General features: G+C 53.8%; 14 protein-coding genes and 1 pseudogene. 3 read left to right on the top strand and 12 right to left on the bottom strand.

The window, feature by feature from the left end; translation table 11 throughout:
• Nucleotides 1-12: 12 nt before the first annotated feature.
• Nucleotides 13-1,320 (bottom strand): annotated as a pseudogene (locus B1H58_RS12505) (MFS transporter); the annotation flags it as partial.
• Nucleotides 1,321-1,667: 347 nt separating this feature from the next.
• Between B1H58_RS12505 and B1H58_RS12500 the strand changes: the two are divergent.
• The 3 genes from B1H58_RS12500 to B1H58_RS12490 all read left to right on the top strand — a co-directional run bounded on the left by B1H58_RS12500 (nucleotide 1,668) and on the right by B1H58_RS12490 (nucleotide 4,234).
• Nucleotides 1,668-2,756, top strand: a complete 1,089-nt coding sequence (locus B1H58_RS12500) for a LacI family DNA-binding transcriptional regulator (RefSeq protein WP_085070740.1) — start codon at nucleotides 1,668-1,670, stop codon at nucleotides 2,754-2,756.
• 120 nt (nucleotides 2,757-2,876) lie between these two features.
• A complete protein-coding gene (locus B1H58_RS12495; protein WP_085070738.1) occupies nucleotides 2,877-3,905 on the top strand; it encodes a M4 family metallopeptidase in 1,029 nt (342 codons plus the stop codon).
• Nucleotides 3,902-4,234 carry a protealysin inhibitor emfourin gene (locus B1H58_RS12490; RefSeq protein WP_085070736.1) on the top strand — a complete coding sequence of 111 codons (333 nt, stop codon included), beginning with the start codon at nucleotides 3,902-3,904 and terminating at the stop codon, nucleotides 4,232-4,234. Before B1H58_RS12495 ends, B1H58_RS12490 begins: the two co-directional genes overlap by 4 nt.
• A 35-nt stretch (nucleotides 4,235-4,269) precedes the next feature.
• On the opposite strand, the gene B1H58_RS12485 is transcribed toward B1H58_RS12490, so the two are convergent.
• The 11 genes from B1H58_RS12485 to ndk all read right to left on the bottom strand — a co-directional run bounded on the left by B1H58_RS12485 (nucleotide 4,270) and on the right by ndk (nucleotide 17,546).
• The gene (locus tag B1H58_RS12485) at nucleotides 4,270-6,720 is read right to left on the bottom strand and encodes a glucose/quinate/shikimate family membrane-bound PQQ-dependent dehydrogenase (RefSeq protein WP_085070734.1); all 2,451 of its coding nucleotides are present in this window, start codon (nucleotides 6,718-6,720) and stop codon (nucleotides 4,270-4,272) included.
• 357 nt (nucleotides 6,721-7,077) lie between these two features.
• Nucleotides 7,078-7,290 carry a zinc ribbon domain-containing protein gene (locus tag B1H58_RS12480; RefSeq protein ID WP_085070732.1) on the bottom strand — a complete coding sequence of 71 codons (213 nt, stop codon included), beginning with the start codon at nucleotides 7,288-7,290 and terminating at the stop codon, nucleotides 7,078-7,080.
• Nucleotides 7,291-7,802: 512 nt separating this feature from the next.
• Nucleotides 7,803-9,290, bottom strand: a complete 1,488-nt coding sequence (der, locus tag B1H58_RS12475) for a ribosome biogenesis GTPase Der (protein WP_085070730.1) — start codon at nucleotides 9,288-9,290, stop codon at nucleotides 7,803-7,805.
• Between the two features lie 170 nt (nucleotides 9,291-9,460).
• Complete coding sequence (bamB, locus tag B1H58_RS12470) at nucleotides 9,461-10,642, bottom strand: outer membrane protein assembly factor BamB (RefSeq protein ID WP_085070728.1); 1,182 nt, start codon at nucleotides 10,640-10,642, stop codon at nucleotides 9,461-9,463.
• 19 nt (nucleotides 10,643-10,661) lie between these two features.
• A complete protein-coding gene (locus B1H58_RS12465; RefSeq protein WP_085070726.1) occupies nucleotides 10,662-11,279 on the bottom strand; it encodes a YfgM family protein in 618 nt (205 codons plus the stop codon).
• Nucleotides 11,280-11,315: 36 nt separating this feature from the next.
• Complete coding sequence (hisS, locus tag B1H58_RS12460; protein ID WP_085070724.1) at nucleotides 11,316-12,590, bottom strand: histidine--tRNA ligase; 1,275 nt, start codon at nucleotides 12,588-12,590, stop codon at nucleotides 11,316-11,318.
• Between the two features lie 141 nt (nucleotides 12,591-12,731).
• Entirely contained in the window at nucleotides 12,732-13,853 is a 1,122-nt protein-coding gene (gene ispG, locus B1H58_RS12455) for a flavodoxin-dependent (E)-4-hydroxy-3-methylbut-2-enyl-diphosphate synthase (RefSeq protein ID WP_085070722.1), read from the bottom strand.
• Nucleotides 13,854-13,892: 39 nt separating this feature from the next.
• On the bottom strand, nucleotides 13,893-14,939 hold the full coding sequence (gene rodZ, locus B1H58_RS12450; protein ID WP_085070720.1) for a cytoskeleton protein RodZ: 1,047 nt from the start codon (nucleotides 14,937-14,939) through the stop codon (nucleotides 13,893-13,895).
• Nucleotides 14,929-15,666: a type IV pilus biogenesis/stability protein PilW gene (gene pilW, locus B1H58_RS12445; protein ID WP_085070718.1), complete on the bottom strand. Its 738-nt coding sequence runs from the start codon at nucleotides 15,664-15,666 to the stop codon at nucleotides 14,929-14,931. The genes rodZ and pilW overlap by 11 nt, the downstream gene beginning before the upstream one ends.
• A 94-nt stretch (nucleotides 15,667-15,760) precedes the next feature.
• A complete protein-coding gene (gene rlmN, locus B1H58_RS12440) occupies nucleotides 15,761-16,930 on the bottom strand; it encodes a dual-specificity RNA methyltransferase RlmN (protein ID WP_085070716.1) in 1,170 nt (389 codons plus the stop codon).
• A gap of 184 nt (nucleotides 16,931-17,114) precedes the next feature.
• On the bottom strand, nucleotides 17,115-17,546 hold the full coding sequence (gene ndk / locus B1H58_RS12435; protein ID WP_038624703.1) for a nucleoside-diphosphate kinase: 432 nt from the start codon (nucleotides 17,544-17,546) through the stop codon (nucleotides 17,115-17,117).
• Nucleotides 17,547-17,638 lie beyond the last annotated feature (92 nt).

Here is a 17,638-nt window from a genome sequence, read left to right as displayed (position 1 = left end):
CCACTCCAGCATTTAACGTTTTTTAGCGCCGCGCTCCGCCAGCAGAGCGATCAGGAACAGCGCGCCAATCAGGTCGAAAAAGCCCATCGCCACAAACAGCGGGCCGAAGCCGACGGTATCGGAAACGGCACCAATGAGCAGAGAAAAGAGGAAGCTGGCGATCCAGGCACAGGAACCACGCATGCCGTTAACCGTGGCCATCTGATTTTTATCGAATGATTCCACCACCAATGCGCTCAGCATGCAGGAGATCACCTGGTGGCCAAAGCCACCCACCGAGATCAGCGCGATGGCCAGAAATGGATCTTTGGTTACCGCAACCAGCGTCAACGAGAGCATCAGAAAAGCGCCGGTTACGGAGCTGGCGATCACTGAGTTAATGCGCCGGAAGCCGAACCATTTGCGATACAGGCTGGTAAGGTAGCCGCTGGCGACGCTGCCAATATCGGCCGCCAGAAAAGGCAGCCAGGCGAACAATGCAATCTGTTTGAGATCCATGCCGCGCTCGGTGGCGAGATAGAGCGGCACCCAAAAGCTGAAGACCGCCCAGGCTGGCTCGGCAAGAAAAGCCGGGATCGCGATGCCATAAAATTTCTTATCGCGGCAGAGCCGGCCCAACGAGGTGAAAAACGGCAGCTTCGGCAGATCCGGCTCATTATCCTCGCGAATCAGATCCAGCTCCTGCTGACTCAAATTCGGGTGCTGCTGTGGCGCATGATAAAAGCGCCACCACAGCACGACCCATACCAGGCCCAGCGCGCCGGAAAACAGAAAAGCCCCCTGCCAGCCCAGCGTGAGATGGGTAACAACAATAATCGGCGGGGCCAGCATCGCGCCAATCGAAAAGCCGACGCCAGCCCAACCGGCGGCAACCGGACGCTCTTTTTTCGGAAACCAGTCGGCGATGGCGCGGGCGTTAGCGGGCGTAGCGGCCGCCTCAGCACCCCCCATAAAAAAGCGCAGCAGCGCCAGCTGTACCCAGCTTCCCGCTCCGGCGTGCAGCATACAGACCAGCGCCCAGATAATGGCGCAGATCATAAAGCCGGTTTTCAGGCCAATCACATCGATCAGCCAGCCGCAAAATGGCTGAAACAGGGTATAAGCGAGCTGGAATGCCGCCACCACCCACGAATACTGTTCAGTGGACATATTCAGGCTGACTTTCAGCTCCGGTGCCAGAATGCCCAGTGAATTGCGGGTGATGTAGTTAATGGTGATGCCCAGCAGAAATAGCGCCAGCATCCACCAGCGCAGCGATTTGAATTTAGGGGCGGAACGGGTTGCGGTTGCCTGTTCTGTTTCAATACTCATCTGTTTCTCCCTCGCCGCCTGTTGTGCGGCTCGCCCGCAGGCGCTTCAGTTGTGGTATCGAAGGCTACAACAGCGGTGCAATGCGACGGCTTTCACAAAAAGGCCGCACAGAACGCTTAACCCTATGATTATCAGTTGATTTCCCTGGCGCACCGTCAGCATAGTAAAGCTCCGCGCCTGATCAACAAGGATACGGTTGCAGACTAACCAGCAGGTTTGCCGGGTGAAACTATGTTTTTTGCAAAGATTTTCATCTGTAGTGCAGGATTGACAGAAATTGCTTCTGCATTCGCAGCCATCCGCCATCCGTCCGGGATGAAAAAATTTTCATCACCTGATTTGAAGGGGATCACAAAATGAATGGAAAGTTAAAAATCAGCCTGATCGCCGCTCAAACCGGGCTGTCGATCAGCACGGTTTCGCGTGTGCTGGCGGGAAAAGCCAATACCAGCGATGCCGCCAGACAGAAGGTGATAGCCTGCGCCCGCCAGCACGGCATTTTGCAGGATCTTTCACAGGGCAGGCTGATGCTAAACAGCCTGGTCATTTTTGCGCCGCCACGTGCCTTTTCCGTACGTACCGACATTTTTTACTACAAGGTGATCCAGAGCGTGATCGAAGCGCTTAGGCCGTATGAGGTGCGCATCAGCTCCTGCGGCCTGGCTGAAGAACAGAGCGACAGTGCGCTGTTTGTTGCAAGGATGAATCATCCGCAAACGCAGGCGGCGCTGATTATTGGCATTGACGATCCCCATATTCATTCGCTGGCGGCGGATCTGAATAAACCCTGCGTATTGATTAACTGCAGCGATCGTGAAATGCGCCTCGACAGCGTTTCCCCCGATCATCATCTCATCGGGGAATTTTCCGCCAGTTATCTGTTCCGGCAGGGGCACCGCAATATCCTTAATTTGCAGTGTTTGCGGCGCGATACCATGGAGCTGCGTCTGGCGGGGATTCGTCAGGCGTGGATGCGGCAAAATCTCACTTTTGACGCAGGACAGCATCTGGTCACTACCGCCGGTTTCGGCGCAGAGGAAGCGGAGCTGGCGGTCACCAGCTGGCTCAGCGCCCTGCCCGATCGCACCCACCGGCCCAGTGCGATCCTTGCCGGCGGCGATTTTATGGCGATGGGCGCAGTGGCGGCGATAAAAAAACTGGGCCTGTCAGTGCCTGGCGATATCTCCGTAATGAGCACCGACAGTTCGAATCTGGCAGAGATCCATGACGTTCCTTTAACCTCAGTACAGGTGCCGCGCGATGAACTGGGATTTGAGGCGATCCAGCTACTGCAGCGTCGACTGCTGCGGCCCGCAGCTCCATCCTGCAACCTGTTATTACAGGGAAAACTGGCGGTACGGGAATCGGTGCGGCGTTTCAGTGCGCATAAAATAGAACCGGCACTAAGCACGCACCATCCTCAACTCTATGACGATCGCTTATAACATAAGTTTTTTTAATAAATAAACAATCGGAGCGAGAGACAGGCCCGTTTCATATCTGAGCTACACTTAGCAGACTACGCTTTCATCAATAAGGGTTATTTCAGCCTAAGGAGAGCCATTATGTCTCGTACGTCAGCTTGCCCGGTTATTCCGCCCTATATTCTACGTAAAATTATTGATAACGGATCGGGGCATCAGCAGGATTATGCCCGCCGTACCTTAACGCATGTTCAGCATCTGATGGCGCATAACTGGCATAAGCCAACAGCGCCGCAAAACGCCGTGGGCGGTCATGTGGATCGTGAAATTTATGATGCGCAAAACACGGAAAGCTTGCCCGGTACGCTGGTACGTAAGGAAGGCCAGCCTGACAATAACGATATTGCCGCTACCGAAGCCTGGGACTATTTGGGCGTAACCTATGATTTCTTCTGGCAGGCGTATCAGCGTAACTCACTGGACAACCAGGGGCTAACGCTGATGGGCACGGTGCACTATGGTAAAGAGTATCAAAACGCCTTCTGGAACGGACAGCAGATGGTGTTTGGCGACGGCGACGGCGAAATTTTTAACCGCTTCACCATTGCTATTGATGTGGTGGCGCATGAGTTAGCGCATGGCGTGACAGAAACCGAAGCGGGTCTGATCTATTTTGAACAGGCAGGCGCGCTGAATGAATCGCTCTCCGATGTATTTGGATCGCTGGTTAAACAGTTCCATCGCAAGCAAACTGCGGATCAGGCCGACTGGATTATTGGCGAAGGTTTACTGGCGGAGGGCATTAATGGACGCGGGCTGCGCTCAATGGCCGAGCCGGGCACCGCCTATGATGATCCCATGCTGGGCAAAGATCCGCAGCCGGGCCATATGCGCGACTATATTAAAACCCGGGAAGACAATGGCGGGGTTCATCTTAACTCTGGCATCCCAAACCGTGCATTTTATCTGGCAGCCAAAGCGCTGGGCGGCTACGCCTGGGAGCTGGCGGGACATGCCTGGTATGATACGGTTTGCGACAAAGAGTTGCCGCAGGATGCTGATTTCAACACCTTTGCGCAGTTCACTATTCGCCATGCGCAAAACCGTTTTAACACGGCAACGGCGCAGGCAATTGAGAACGCGTGGAAAGAAACGGGCGTTTTATCATGAAAGAATTACCGGAACTGACCGACGACGCCGTGATCGATCTGGCGCGCGAAGGCGGTTTTGCTTATATACCGAAACTGGCCGGTCAGCGACGTATCGCGCTGGGGCAGCTGGCCAATCCGCAAAAAGAGCGCGTCTGCGAAATTTTGCGGCACTCTTTACCATTAGGGGAACCGGCCGATAAGCAGCAACAGGCCGGGCGTGGCGATCAATATTATTACCGTATTCAAATCAGCTACGATACGCAGCATCACTCTGCTGATATTGTGATTGTGATCCCTGACAGCCTTGCGCCGCCGGAACTCAAGGCGCTGTGGAAAGAAGGCGAATAAGACCATAAAAAAAGGCCCCTTGCGGGGCCTTTTTATTATTTCTTCTCGGTCTGGTCATCCAGCGCGTAAGCAATCACATAATCGCCACGATCCGGCGACTGACGTGCGCCGCCCGCAGAAATCAGGATGTACTGCTTACCGGTAGTCGGCGAGACATAGCTCATGGGGCCGCCCTGGCTGCCGACCGGCAAACGTGCTTTCCATACCTCTTTACCGGTGGAGCTGTCGAAGGCGCGCAGATAGTAATCCTGTGTACCGGCGATAAACACTAACCCGCCCTGCGTGGCCAGCGTACCGCCCAGCGTCGGCATACCAATCGGCATCTGCATACGCATTTTCACGCCAAACGGACCGGTATCCTGCACGGTGCCTACCGGAACCTGCCACACGATTTTCTGCGTTTTCAGGTCAATTGCAGAGAGCGTACCGAACGGCGGTGCCTGGCAGGGAATGCCCAGCGGCGACATAAAGCGGTTTTTATTAACCGCATACGGCGTGCCTTTCAGCGGTACTGCGCCCATGCCGGTATTGATTGCTTCGCCGCCGTTGCTGCCGCGCGCAATTTTATCGGTGTTGGCCGGGATCATCTGTACCCACAGACCCAAACGCATATCATTAACAAAGATATAGTGATTGTTGGGATCGGTGGAGAGGCTGCCCCAGTTCATGCCGCCCAGCGAGCCAGGGAAACTGAGTGACTTATCGGTGCCCGGTACGGTGAACAATCCGTCATAACGCATCGATTTAAAGGCGATACGACATACCAGCTGATCGAACGGCGTTGCGCCCCACATATCGGACTCTTTCAGCGTTTGCGCACCGATTTGCGGCATGCCTGTAGAGTGCGGCTGCGTTTTGGTGTACTGCTCGTTAGGGATATTGCCCTGCTTCATCGGCAGCTCTTCGACTTTCGTCAGCGGCTGACCGGTGAGGCGATCCAGCACAAAGATCTGCCCGGCCTTGGTGCCAAAAACCACCGCCGGTTTGGTGCTGCCATCTTTTTGCGGGAAATCAATCAGGCTCGGCTGCATGGGAATATCAAAATCCCACAGGTCGTTATGTACCGTTTGATAAACCCACTTCTCTTTGCCGGTGGTGGCATCAAGCGCCAGAATCGACGCGCCATATTTATGATCCAGCGGCGTACGATTGGCCCCCCACAGGTCAACGGAGGAGCTGCCCATTGGAATAAATACGGTATTGGTCGCGGCATCCCATGACATAGGCGCCCAGGAGTTTGGCGTGCTGCGGGCATAAGACTGACCCGGCTGCAGCGGCGCATTCGGCTGCTCATTGCCCGGATCGAATGCCCAACGCATCTGACCGGTAACCACATCGAAACCGCGCAGTACGCCGCCCGGCATATCGGTCTGCACGTTATCCGCTACGCGGCCGCCCACAACCACGGTCGTCCCGGCCAGAGTAGGCGCAGAGGTCAGCTGATATTTAGGATCCTGCGCATCGCCAAGTCCTGCTTTAAGATTAACGCTGCCGTTGTCACCAAACTGCTGGCAAAGCTCGCCATTATCAGCGTTGATCGCGATCAGGCGCGCATCGATGGTGTTCATCAGAATACGGCGCTGGCAGCTATCGCCCGCTGGCAGGGAGACCGGCGTTACCGGCGTTGAACCGGGCATTGTTGGCTGAGGCAGAGGCTTATTAATATCAAAATAAGCCAGGCCACGGCAGCGGTTCCACACCTCGGCCTGTGCGTTAACCTCATGTTTCCAGATCTGCTTGCCGCTGTCGGCATCGACCGCAATCACATTGTTGTGCGGCGTACACATGTAAAGACGGTTGCCTACCTGCAGCGGCGTTTGTTGATCTTCTGCGCCGTTGCCAGTCGGACTATCCGGTACGTCACCGGTGTGGAAGGTCCAGGCAACTTTTAAATCTTTCACGTTGTCACGCGTAATCTGATCGAGCGCCACAAAGCGGCTTCCGCCCGCTGTGTTGCCGTAGTTTTCCCAGTTTTTCTGCGCTTTACTTTGATCAACCGGCACCAGCGGCAGCTGTTGACCTTCAAAAGCTACCGTGGGGTGAGGCTGAAACATCTGCACCAGCGTTGCCAGCATAGCAACGACCAGCACGGCACTGGCACCATAAGCGGCTTTCGCGGCTGAGGGTTTATTCTCATGTTTGCGCAGCGCCGGTAACGTCAGCAACGCAAGGATCATAAAGCCGGTCGGCACCATCAGGCGCGAAACCAGCGGCCAGAAATCAAAACCGCCATCAATCGGTGCCCAAATCAAGGATCCGACAAACACCAGCGCAAACAACAGCACCGCTGACGTTTTGCGACGGAAAAACTGAATTGCAGAGAGAATGGTGACAATTCCAGCAATAAGGAAGTACTTGCTACCGCCAAGTAAGGCGAGTTTACCGCCGCCGATAGCAAAGAACCCCCCGGTAGCCAGCAGTACCAGCCCCAGCAAAATGCACCATATACCCAGCCCTTTCGATGAGCGGGCAGTTGTTTGAACCATAGTAGAACTCTCCTGGTGGAACCAAGGCTTAGCAATAATGATTAAGTCATCTGCCCGGCATGCGGACCGGCGCGGTGATTTATTATGCAGCCATAACAATGAGTTAACCTGAAACGGGCGAGCCGCCCGCCACGAGATCTTCTTCCTTAACCATCAACGCTTACTGCGCGACTAAAAAGAAAATAGACCAACGGCGCAGATTGTACCAATTGGTTCATAACCGGTTAAACAAATATTTAACAATAGTGCGAAAATTCGCACTTTTACTGCAAACAGACGGAGAGAAAAGCGGAAGGGAAAAGAAAAATTGCACGTCTGGCCGCCAGCCAGCATAAAAGCAGTGAAAGCTTTACCGGCTCAGCGGGAAAATTCGACCCGTTTTTTTGAAATAAGCCCGTGCCCATGCGGGCAGAAATAATCGGTCGCACCGCAGGCTTTCAGCACCTGAAGCGGCTGATGGCATTCAGGACAGTGAGCCTGGCGAACATAATGCGCGCCGCACCGCTCACAGCAGAAATCGCTGTCGGTCAGGGTTAGCGGGAAATCACACGCCTCACAGCGTTGCTTCATAACTTCTCCTTAACAATGACTATAAATTAAACATCCTGTTTTTGCCGTCGGGAAAAACTGGCAAAACCTTAACGCCAGAATAATCTTTTTCAGCCAGATTTGCATGGCGGCCAGTGCCAGTTGAATAAAATATAATTAAATCAATGATAAAAAACAAAAAATGAACAATATGGTTTATTTTTAATAGTTCATTAAAAAATAATAATAGTAAAAACTAACCGCAGATTTATTAACTAATCGGGTCTCGGGAGATATAAAAAAAGATCAATTAACTATTTTAAAAAAGAATAATTGAAATAAAGCGCTCAAATAATGCACAGAAAAACAGATTTCTGGTGCCAGCGGTCCTGGCGGCTAGCGGGAAAATAATTACTGGGACCAGGACCAGCACAGCGACTGGGCTAATCAGTGGCATGATGCGGGACGCGATTCCTGGAACAACCGGAGGGAGAGATTATCCCTGGAACAGATTATAAATATGATACGGGGCTGCATTTGCAGCCCCGTATAAATTAACGCTTGTTCTTTTTCAGGTGCGAAAGCAGGCGTTTACGCTTACGCTGCTGATTTGGCGTCAGCAGGTTACGTTTACCGGCGAAGGGGTTATCGCCCTCTTTAAACTGAATACGGATCGGCGTTCCCATCACGTTCAGCGAACGGCGGAAATAGTTCATCAGGTAACGCTTATAGGAGTCAGGTAAATCTTTTACCTGGTTACCGTGAATAACCACGATCGGCGGATTATAACCACCGGCGTGCGCATATTTCAGCTTAACGCGACGGCCACGTACCAGTGGCGGCTGATGATCTTCCGAAGCCATGTTCATAATGCGCGTCAGCATAGAGGTACCAACGCGGCGCGTAGAACAATCGTAGGCTTCATTAATGGATTCAAACAGATTGCCAACGCCACTGCCGTGCAGGGCAGAAATAAAGTGAACGCGTGCAAAGTCAATGAAGCCCAGACGGAAGTCGAGCGTCTCTTTTACTTCGTCCCGGATCTCCTGTGACAGGCCATCCCACTTGTTAACCACAATAACCAGTGAGCGCCCACTATTCAGGATGAAGCCAAGCAGTGAGAGATCCTGATCGGAAATCCCCTGACGGGCATCAATAACCAGCAGGACAACGTTCGCATCTTCAATCGCCTGCAGCGTCTTGATAACCGAAAATTTTTCTACCGTCTCAGTTACTTTGCCGCGCTTACGCACGCCAGCGGTGTCGATCAGAATATATTCCCGATCGTCACGTTCCAAAGGAATATAGATGCTGTCACGCGTGGTTCCCGGCATGTCATATACCACGACGCGATCTTCGCCAAGGATGCGGTTAGTAAGCGTTGACTTACCAACGTTGGGACGACCTACAATGGCAATTTTTACCGGCAGGCCCGTTGGGTCGAACTCTTCTTCCTCTTCCTCATCTTCGCCGCTCTCTTTAGCCGCTAACGCCGCCCAGTAAGCTTCGTTTTCTTGCTCTTCAGTCAGCGGTTCTGCCGGCGCAACTTCGTCCATCCACGGCAGCAGCGCCGTTTCCAGCAGCGTGGTGACGCCGCGTCCGTGCGATGCAGCGATAGAGTGAATCTCGCCCAGTCCCAGCGCATAAAAATCAACCACAGCGCTGTCAGCATCCATCCCATCGGTTTTGTTGGCGACCAGGAAGGTTGCTTTCTCACGCGAGCGCAAATGTTTGGCAATAGCCTGATCGGCTGGCATCAGGCCAGCACGGGCGTCAACCATGAACAGCACCACGTCCGCTTCTTCAATCGCTAACAGCGACTGTTCCGCCATCCGCGTTTCCACGCCATCCTCGGAGCCGTCAATACCGCCGGTATCGATGACGATGAACTCACGTCCTTCTACCTCGGCGCGCCCGTATTTACGATCGCGCGTCAGACCGGGGAAATCTGCCACCAGCGCATCGCGGGTGCGCGTTAAACGGTTAAACAGGGTGGATTTGCCCACGTTAGGACGCCCAACCAGCGCGACCACAGGTATCATAAATAAAGCCTCATTACGAAACGAAAAATCAGAAGCCTGAACAGGTTAGTATATACGGTCAGAACCGCCCCGATCAGGCTGAAGGCGCTAAGGATAACACGCCATCAAAAAAACGAAACGGCCCCTGTAAGCCAGGAGCCGTTAATCAGCGTTACGTTAGCCGCCAGGGGTTAACGGGTGATGGAATAAACCTCACCGTTTTTGGCCTGAATCAGCAGCTTATCGCTGGCCACTACCGGCTCAGTCTGGAAGCCGGAGCCATCAACTTTCTGCTGCGCCACAAAACGGCCATCATCAGTGTTCAGCCAGTGCAGATAACCTTCGCTGTCCCCTACCACGATATAGCCGTTGTAGAGCACCGGCGAAGTCAGGTTGCGGTGCAGCAGATCGCTCTGACGCCAGATAGCGACACCGCCGTCGGCGTTAAGCGCCACGACGCGGTCGTCCTGATCGACAAGGTAGATACGGCCTGCATCAACAATAAAATCTTTCACCGAGCCGATCTCACGCTTCCATAAGATCTGACCGGAGCGCAGGTCCAGCGCCGTCAGGTTGCCGTTGTAAGCAAGCGCATACACCACACCGTTAACGATCACCGGCGTCGTATCAACATCGCTCAGACGATCGATTTCAGTCGCGCCGCTCGGCTGAGAAATACGCTGCTGCCATATAATCTGGCCCTGATTGAGGATCACGGCACTAACGCGACCATTATCGCCGCCTACAATCGCGCCGCCAAAGGCGGTTGCTGGCGCAGACTCGCCGCGCAGCGACAGCGCTGGCATGTCCAGGTTAACGGTCCATTTTACCACGCCGCTGCTCTGATCCAGACCCTGCAGCATGCCGTTACTGGTATGAACCAATACCAGACCATCGCTCACTACCGGACGAGAAAGCGCCTCGCCTGCGACTTTGGTCTGCCAGGCGATGGAACCATCACTGCTGTTGAGCGCATAAACCTGAGCGCGTTCACTACCGATATAGATATGCTCGCCGGCTGCGGTAATCCCGCCTGACAGCAAGGCTGGCGTATTCTTCGAGAAGAACCCATTATCGGTAGAAAGGTTAATCTTCCATTTTTCTTTACCGTCACTGGCATCCATCGCCTTAACGATACCAAAACGGTCGGCAGCATAAACGGTGCCTTCCTGCCAGGCGGGATGCAGGTTTGAATAATAATCGCCAATGCCGTCGCCGACAGAGGTGCTCCACGCTTCCTGCGGCTCAAACTGGTTTTCAACTTTCGGCAACGGGGCCATTTTGACGACATCTTCTTCGCCGCTAAACAGCGAGCAACCGCTGAGTAAAGTGACTGAAATCAGCCCTGGCAGCAGGTATTTACGTAATTCCATGCGCTCTCTCTTGAATGGCTTAACCTAAGTTATTCATTTTCATCTGCATCATTTCTTTCAGCGCCGGTGACGCCTCGGAATCGATCCCCTTACTCCAGGCATCACGGGCACCTTGTTTATTGCCCTTGCTTAGCAGCGCTTCACCGCGAATATCCGCGACGATAGCCGTCCAGCCTTCGCCTTTTATGCTGTCCAGGGTTTTCAGCGCCTCGTCAGCCTGCTTTTGTTGCAGCTGAATTCGCGCCAGACGCAGATTCATTACCGCCTGCAGGTTGGCGTTCTGCGTATGTTTTATGCCACTCTGAAGCTGCGTAGCCGCTTTTGCCAGCTCATTTTTATCAACGTACTGCTTCGCTAAATCGAGCGAAGCCAGCGCGCCATAGGTATTACTGTTATCGTTAGCAAACTTTGCCACCGCTTCCAGCGTCTGCGGCTTGCTACCGTCCAGCGCACTGGTCAGCTGCTGGTAATGCGCTGACACCTCACGCGCGGAGGTATCTTCATGACCGCTCCAGTAACGCCAGCCAGCCAGGGCGCCGATACCCAGCACCACGCCAACCGCTAATGCTTTGCCGTTATTGGCAAAAAAACGACGGAGCGCGTCCACCTGTTCGTTTTCGTTGCTGTAAACTTCCACGCCATCCTTCTCCTTAACTGTTCCTGCCGTAAGCGCTTATGACAGCAGCGTTACTAACGCCGCCGCGACATCGTTTTGCGCCAGCGTTTGTTGCTCGCCGCTGCGCAGGTCTTTCACCACCACCTGCCCGGCTTTTACTTCGTCTTCACCCAGTACCAGCGCAACGCGAGCGCCCCACTTATCGGCACGGGCAAACTGCTTCTTAAAATTACCGCCGCCGAAGTTGGTCATGAGTTTCAGCGCTGGTGCGGCATCACGCACCTGCTCGGCCAGTTGCATGGCGGCAGACTGCACGCCCTGACCCGAAGCGATAACATAGACATCAACAATACGAGACGGTTCAAAATCGGGGTTTACCGCCTGCACCAGCAGCACCAGACGTTCCATACCCATGGCGAAACCCACGCCCGGCGTAGCACGACCGCCCAGCTGCTCTACCAAACCGTCATAACGGCCACCGGCACAAACCGTGCCCTGCGCGCCCAGGCTGGTGGTTACCCATTCGAACACTGTGCGGTTATAGTAGTCGAGGCCGCGCACCAGACGCTGGTTAACGGTATACGCGATGCCAACGCTGTCCAGTAGCGCACACAAGCCGGTGAAATGCTCACGAGACTCTTCATCCAGATAATCGCCAAGCGTAGGCGCATCGTTTAACAGCGCCTGCACCTCTGGATTTTTACTGTCCAGTACGCGCAGTGGATTGCTGTACATACGACGTTTGCAATCTTCATCCAGTTTTTCTTTATGCTGTTCCAGGAACGCCACCAGCGCTTCGCGATAGTTGGCGCGCGCTTCCAGCGAGCCGATAGAGTTCAGCTCCAGTGCGACATGATCGGCAATTCCCAGCGCTTTCCACCAGCGGGCGGTCATCATAATCAGTTCGGCATCAATATCCGGCCCCTGCAGGCCAAAGACTTCAGCACCGATCTGGTGGAACTGACGATAGCGGCCTTTTTGCGGACGCTCATAGCGGAACATGGGACCCATGTACCACAGACGCTGCTCCTGGTTATAGAGCAAGCCATGCTCAATACCCGCTCGCACGCAGCCTGCGGTCCCTTCCGGGCGCAGCGTCAGGCTTTCGCCGTTGCGATCGTCGAAGGTGTACATCTCTTTTTCCACCACGTCGGTCACTTCGCCGATAGCGCGCTTGAACAACGGCGTATGTTCTACGATCGGCAGGCGAATTTCACTGTAGCCATAGCTGGCCAGCACCTGTTTAAGGATCCCTTCGATACGCTGCCAGACAACGGTGTCTGTCGGCAAATAGTCGTTCATGCCGCGGATGGCCTGGATGTTCTTCGCCACGTCATTTCTCTCTATATGTAAATTACACCAGACATATTGCCTGGCCGTTCTGGTAATAACACCAAAAACGTAAAACAGAAAAAACCTGTACGGCGCAGCCGTTCAGGTTCATTCAGCGCGTCACTCACGTGACGCCGCCAGTTACTTTTCTACCTGCTGCACATTAATGCGGCGGGTTTCATCAAGCATTGCTGCTTTGGCACGAATTCGCGCCTCAAGCTGGTCGATCATATCGTCATTGTCGAGACGGTCGCGCTGACGCACACCATCTTCATAAAAGCCGCTTTTCTTGTTGCTGCCGGTTACGCCCAGCGTTGAAACCAACGCTTCGCCCGGTCCATTTACCACACAGCCGATAATCGATACATCCATCGGCGTGATAATATCCTCCAGCCGCTGTTCCAGCGCGTTAACGGTGCCGATAACATCGAACTCCTGGCGGGAACAGGTTGGACAGGCGATAAAGTTAATGCCGCGCGTACGAATGCGTAGCGACTTCAGAATATCGAAGCCAACTTTAACTTCTTCTACCGGATCGGCCGCCAGCGAAATGCGCAGCGTATCGCCAATGCCTTCTGAAAGCAGCAGCCCTAAGCCAATGGCTGATTTCACTGCGCCGGCGCGTGCGCCACCCGCTTCGGTGATACCCAGATGCAAAGGCTGATCGATCTGCTTCGCCAGCAGACGGTAGGATTCGACGGCCAGGAAAACATCGGAGGCTTTAACGCTCACCTTAAACTGATCGAAGTTCAGTCGATCAAGGTGATCCACATGACGCATCGCTGACTCAAGCAGCGCCTGAGGCGTCGGCTCGCCATACTTTTCCTGCAGATCTTTTTCCAGCGAGCCGGCGTTCACACCGATACGAATAGGGATATTACGATCGCGCGCGCACTCCACTACCTGGCGGATACGCTCATTGTTGCCGATATTGCCGGGATTAATACGCAGGCAGTCAACGCCATACTCCGCTACTTTCAGCGCAATACGGTAATCAAAGTGAATATCCGCCACCAGCGGAACATTGACCTGCTGCTTGATAAGCTTAAAGGCTTCTGCGGCGTCCATCGTGGGCACCGAGACCCGCACGATATCAACGCCAACGCGCTCCAGCGCTTTAATTTGTTTAACCGTCGCTTCCACATCCGTGGTACGCGTATTGGTCATGGATTGTACGGCGATAGGTGCGCCGTCACCTACTGGCACCTTGCCGACGTAAATACGCGTTGATTTGCGACGGATAATGGGTGCTTCATTATGCATGTTGTTTCTCCATAATCGCCGCGAAGCAGCGCTCGGGGCTTACTGCGCCCCAAGCGTCAAGCGGGCAACCTGGTTGGTACGAATAAAACGACTTAAATCAACGGGCTGGCCCTGATAGTGAACCTGTACCGCTGCCGGTGCGCCAATTTTCAGACGATAAGGCGCCGTACCGGAGAGGCTGAGTTTACCACCACTACGTTGCATTCCGCTGAACAGTTTTTTACCTGCCGCATCGGTCACTTCCAGCCAGCAGTCGGCATTAAAATCCAGCACGACCGTATTCGCATCAGCGGCGGGCGGGCTAACGCTGGCGCTGCTGGTTGGTAAAGGGGAAACGTTATTCGTTACAGGCGCGGGCTCGGTAACTGGCACCTGACTTGGGGAAACGACCGCATTCGCATCATCAGCGCTGGCGGTTGCCGTAGGTGCTGCGGCAGCTGGCGCGGCGGTATTCGGCGCTGGCGCGCTGGCACCGGGCGCGGCGGTGTTAGCCGCAGCGCTGCTGGTATTATTGGCGTCATTTAACGGCACGCTGGTACCCTGGTTTTCAGGCTGCGTTGCCGTCTGAGGCGTACTATCGATGCTGCCGCTGTCGGTTAAAGGAATCGACTGGCTATTATCATCAGCGGTACTGCTCTGATCGGAAAGCGAGACCAGATCGTCCTGAGCGGCTTTATGGTTCTGCCACCACCAGGCGCCGGTCAGACCCACCACGACAAAAACCACCAGCCAGGTAAAAATCATTAACCAGCCGTCACGTTTTTTACGCCGCTTGCCCAGCGAGAAGCTCTGCATCGGCTCGACCTTCGCCGCACGCACCGGAGCCTGCTTCGCCATCATCGGCAGCAGTTCCTCTTCAGGTACGTGAACCAGACGCGCATAAGAGCGAATGTAACCACGTAAAAAGGTTGAGGCTAAATCAGCGGGGGCTTTATCCTCTTCAATGTTTCGCACGGTGGAAAGTTTCAGGCACAAGCGCTCAGCTACGTTTTGCTGTGTCAGCCCCATTTGCTCACGGGCTGCGCGCAGGCGGGTGCCTGTGGAATTTGCTGCTGCTGTTGTATCTTGAGTGGCTTCAGTATTCATTAGCTAGAAAATGCTGGTACTGTATCGATTGTGGAAAATTTTGCGCCAGTTGCTGACCGTAACGTGCTTTATCTACGGTCCGCTGTTCCAACGCAGCGAAACGAATCTCCAACCACAGGCTTTCTGCTGTCGCAGGCACGCTGTGATGATATACCTCTAACAAAAGCCGCGCTTGCTCAAGCTCATGTTTTTCAAGATGCTTTTTAGCTTCAGTCAGTAACGCATCCGCCTTGTGCCGATCGTTCTGCAGCGCCTGGAGGAGCATCTGTCGCGCAGATGCATACTCCTTCTGCTGCAACCAGCAATAACCGGCGCGTTCCTGGCTGTCAGCCCTCGCTACGGCAGAATCTTGCACCGCAGCCAGAGTAAATTGTTGATGCGCCGCATCATACTGCCCTAAACCGCAAAGAAACGCACCGTAATTGTTAAGCACATAGCCATTTTTCGGTGCGTTTTTCAGCGCCATTTGGAAATAACGCTGCGCCATTGCACTATCATTTTCCTGCTGACAGAGACGCGCCATCGCCAGCAGTACCCGATAATCTTTTGGCGCATCCTGTAACGCCCGCTGTAAATTGCGCCGCGCCGCCGACAATTCCCCCTGCGAGAGGTAAATCAGCCCCAGTTGCAGGCGAACTTGTCCGCTGGTGCCGGGCTGTTTTTGTCCGTTGCAGCCCGTCAGCATCAGCGTCGCTAATACCATCAGGCAGGATAATCCTTTATGCATACCGCCTCCCTGTGTCATGAAGTCTGGTATGTTACGCCAAACTCAGCAAGGCAGGCAGCCTGTAACGCCTGAAAAAGGCTTTACTTGCCCGGTTTCAGAGCGCTTTCACAGATATTTGTTCACCGGCCATTTTCTTGCGCAGCGTACGCTTGGTGCGGTCAATCACATCACCGGCCAGCTGACCACAGGCGGCATCAATATCGTCGCCACGGGTTTTACGAACGATGGTGGTAAAACCATAGCCCATCAGCACTTTCGCAAAGCGATCGACGCGGCTATTCGAGCTACGGCCATAAGGCGCGCCCGGGAAGGGGTTCCATGGGATCAGGTTGATCTTACATGGGGTATCCTTCAACAACTCGGCCAGCTCATGGGCGTTATCGGTGCTGTCGTTAATATGATCCAGCATGACATATTCAATCGTAACGCGACCCTGATTAGCATTGGATTTTTCCAGGTAACGGCGCACCGCAGCCAGGAAGGTCTCAATGTTATATTTTTTATTGATCGGCACGATCTCGTCACGAATGGTATCGTTCGGCGCATGCAGCGAAATCGCCAGCGCGACGTCGATCACATCGCCCAGCTTATCCAGAGCAGGCACTACGCCAGAGGTGGAAAGCGTGACGCGACGTTTGGAGAGGCCAAAGCCGAAATCATCCAGCATAATTTCCATCGCCGGGACGACATTATTCAGGTTAAGCAGCGGCTCGCCCATGCCCATCATCACGACGTTAGTAATTGGCCGCTGGCCAGTGACTTTAGCGGCACCAATAATTTTCGCGGCGCGCCATACCTGACCAATGATTTCAGAAACGCGCAGGTTGCGGTTAAAGCCCTGCTGTGCGGTTGAACAGAATTTACACTCCAGCGCACAGCCAACCTGAGAAGAAACGCACAGCGTAGCGCGGTCGTCTTCCGGGATATAGACCGTTTCCACCAGCTGATCGCCAACGCGAATCGCCCATTTAATCGTGCCATCGGCAGAGCGTTTTTCTTCAGCCACTTCCGGCGCACGGATTTCGGTTAACTGCTTAAGCTTATTGCGCAGCACCTTATTGATGTCGGTCATTTCATCGAAATCATCACAGCAGTAGTGATACATCCATTTCATAACCTGATCGGCACGGAAAGGTTTTTCGCCAAGGGAAAGGAAAAACTCGCGCATCTGCTGACGATTAAGATCGAGCAGATTGATTTTTTCGCTTTTGGGGGAAACAACAACGGGAGATGCGGACGATGGCGTCACAATGTGTTCGGACATAATTTTCTCTGGCCTCGTTGTTACACGTTATGGCCCTGGTTAGGGATAAAAAAGAAGCGCCCTCGCTGAGTGAACTCATGAGGGCGCATTATTGTACAAATAACTGTAGCGTGAAGCTATTGCATGACCGGTTAACCTGACAATTAATTTGTAACTGTCATTGTGCGGTCAGGCGCATCCGTGATTAACGGGTACGCGGGCAAATCTCGTTTTCACCGAAAAAGAACGCGATTTCACGTGCAGCAGACTCCAGAGAGTCAGAACCGTGCGTGGCGTTTTCAGTGAAGCTGTCAGCGTAATCAGCACGCAGCGTACCCGCCAGCGCGTTAGCCGGGTTGGTTGCACCCATCAGATCGCGGTGACGCTGAACGGCGTTTTCGCCTTCCAGTACGGAAACAACGATCGGACCGGAGGTCATGAACTCAACCAGACCGTCGAAGAAAGGTTTGCCTTTATGCTCGGCATAAAAACCTTCCGCCTGCTCCTTGGTCAGGTGCAGCATTTTTGCAGCAACAATTTTGAAACCAGCGGCTTCGAAACGGTTATAAATTGCACCAATTACGTTTTTTGCCACCGCGTTCGGTTTTACGATGGAAAAGGTACGTTCTACTGTCATTTTGACCTCTGTCTTAACTTCCAGGTTAAGCCGGTTGTGAATATATTGATACCGGCCTGTGAAAACGGCGCCGATTATAGGGGCGCAGAGCC

Origin of the sequence: Pantoea alhagi, from assembly GCF_002101395.1 — a bacterium.
Taxonomy (GTDB): Bacteria; Pseudomonadota; Gammaproteobacteria; order Enterobacterales; family Enterobacteriaceae; genus Mixta; species Mixta alhagi.
Note: the sequence above shows the minus strand (reverse complement) of the source record. Positions and strands in the feature narration are given on the sequence as shown.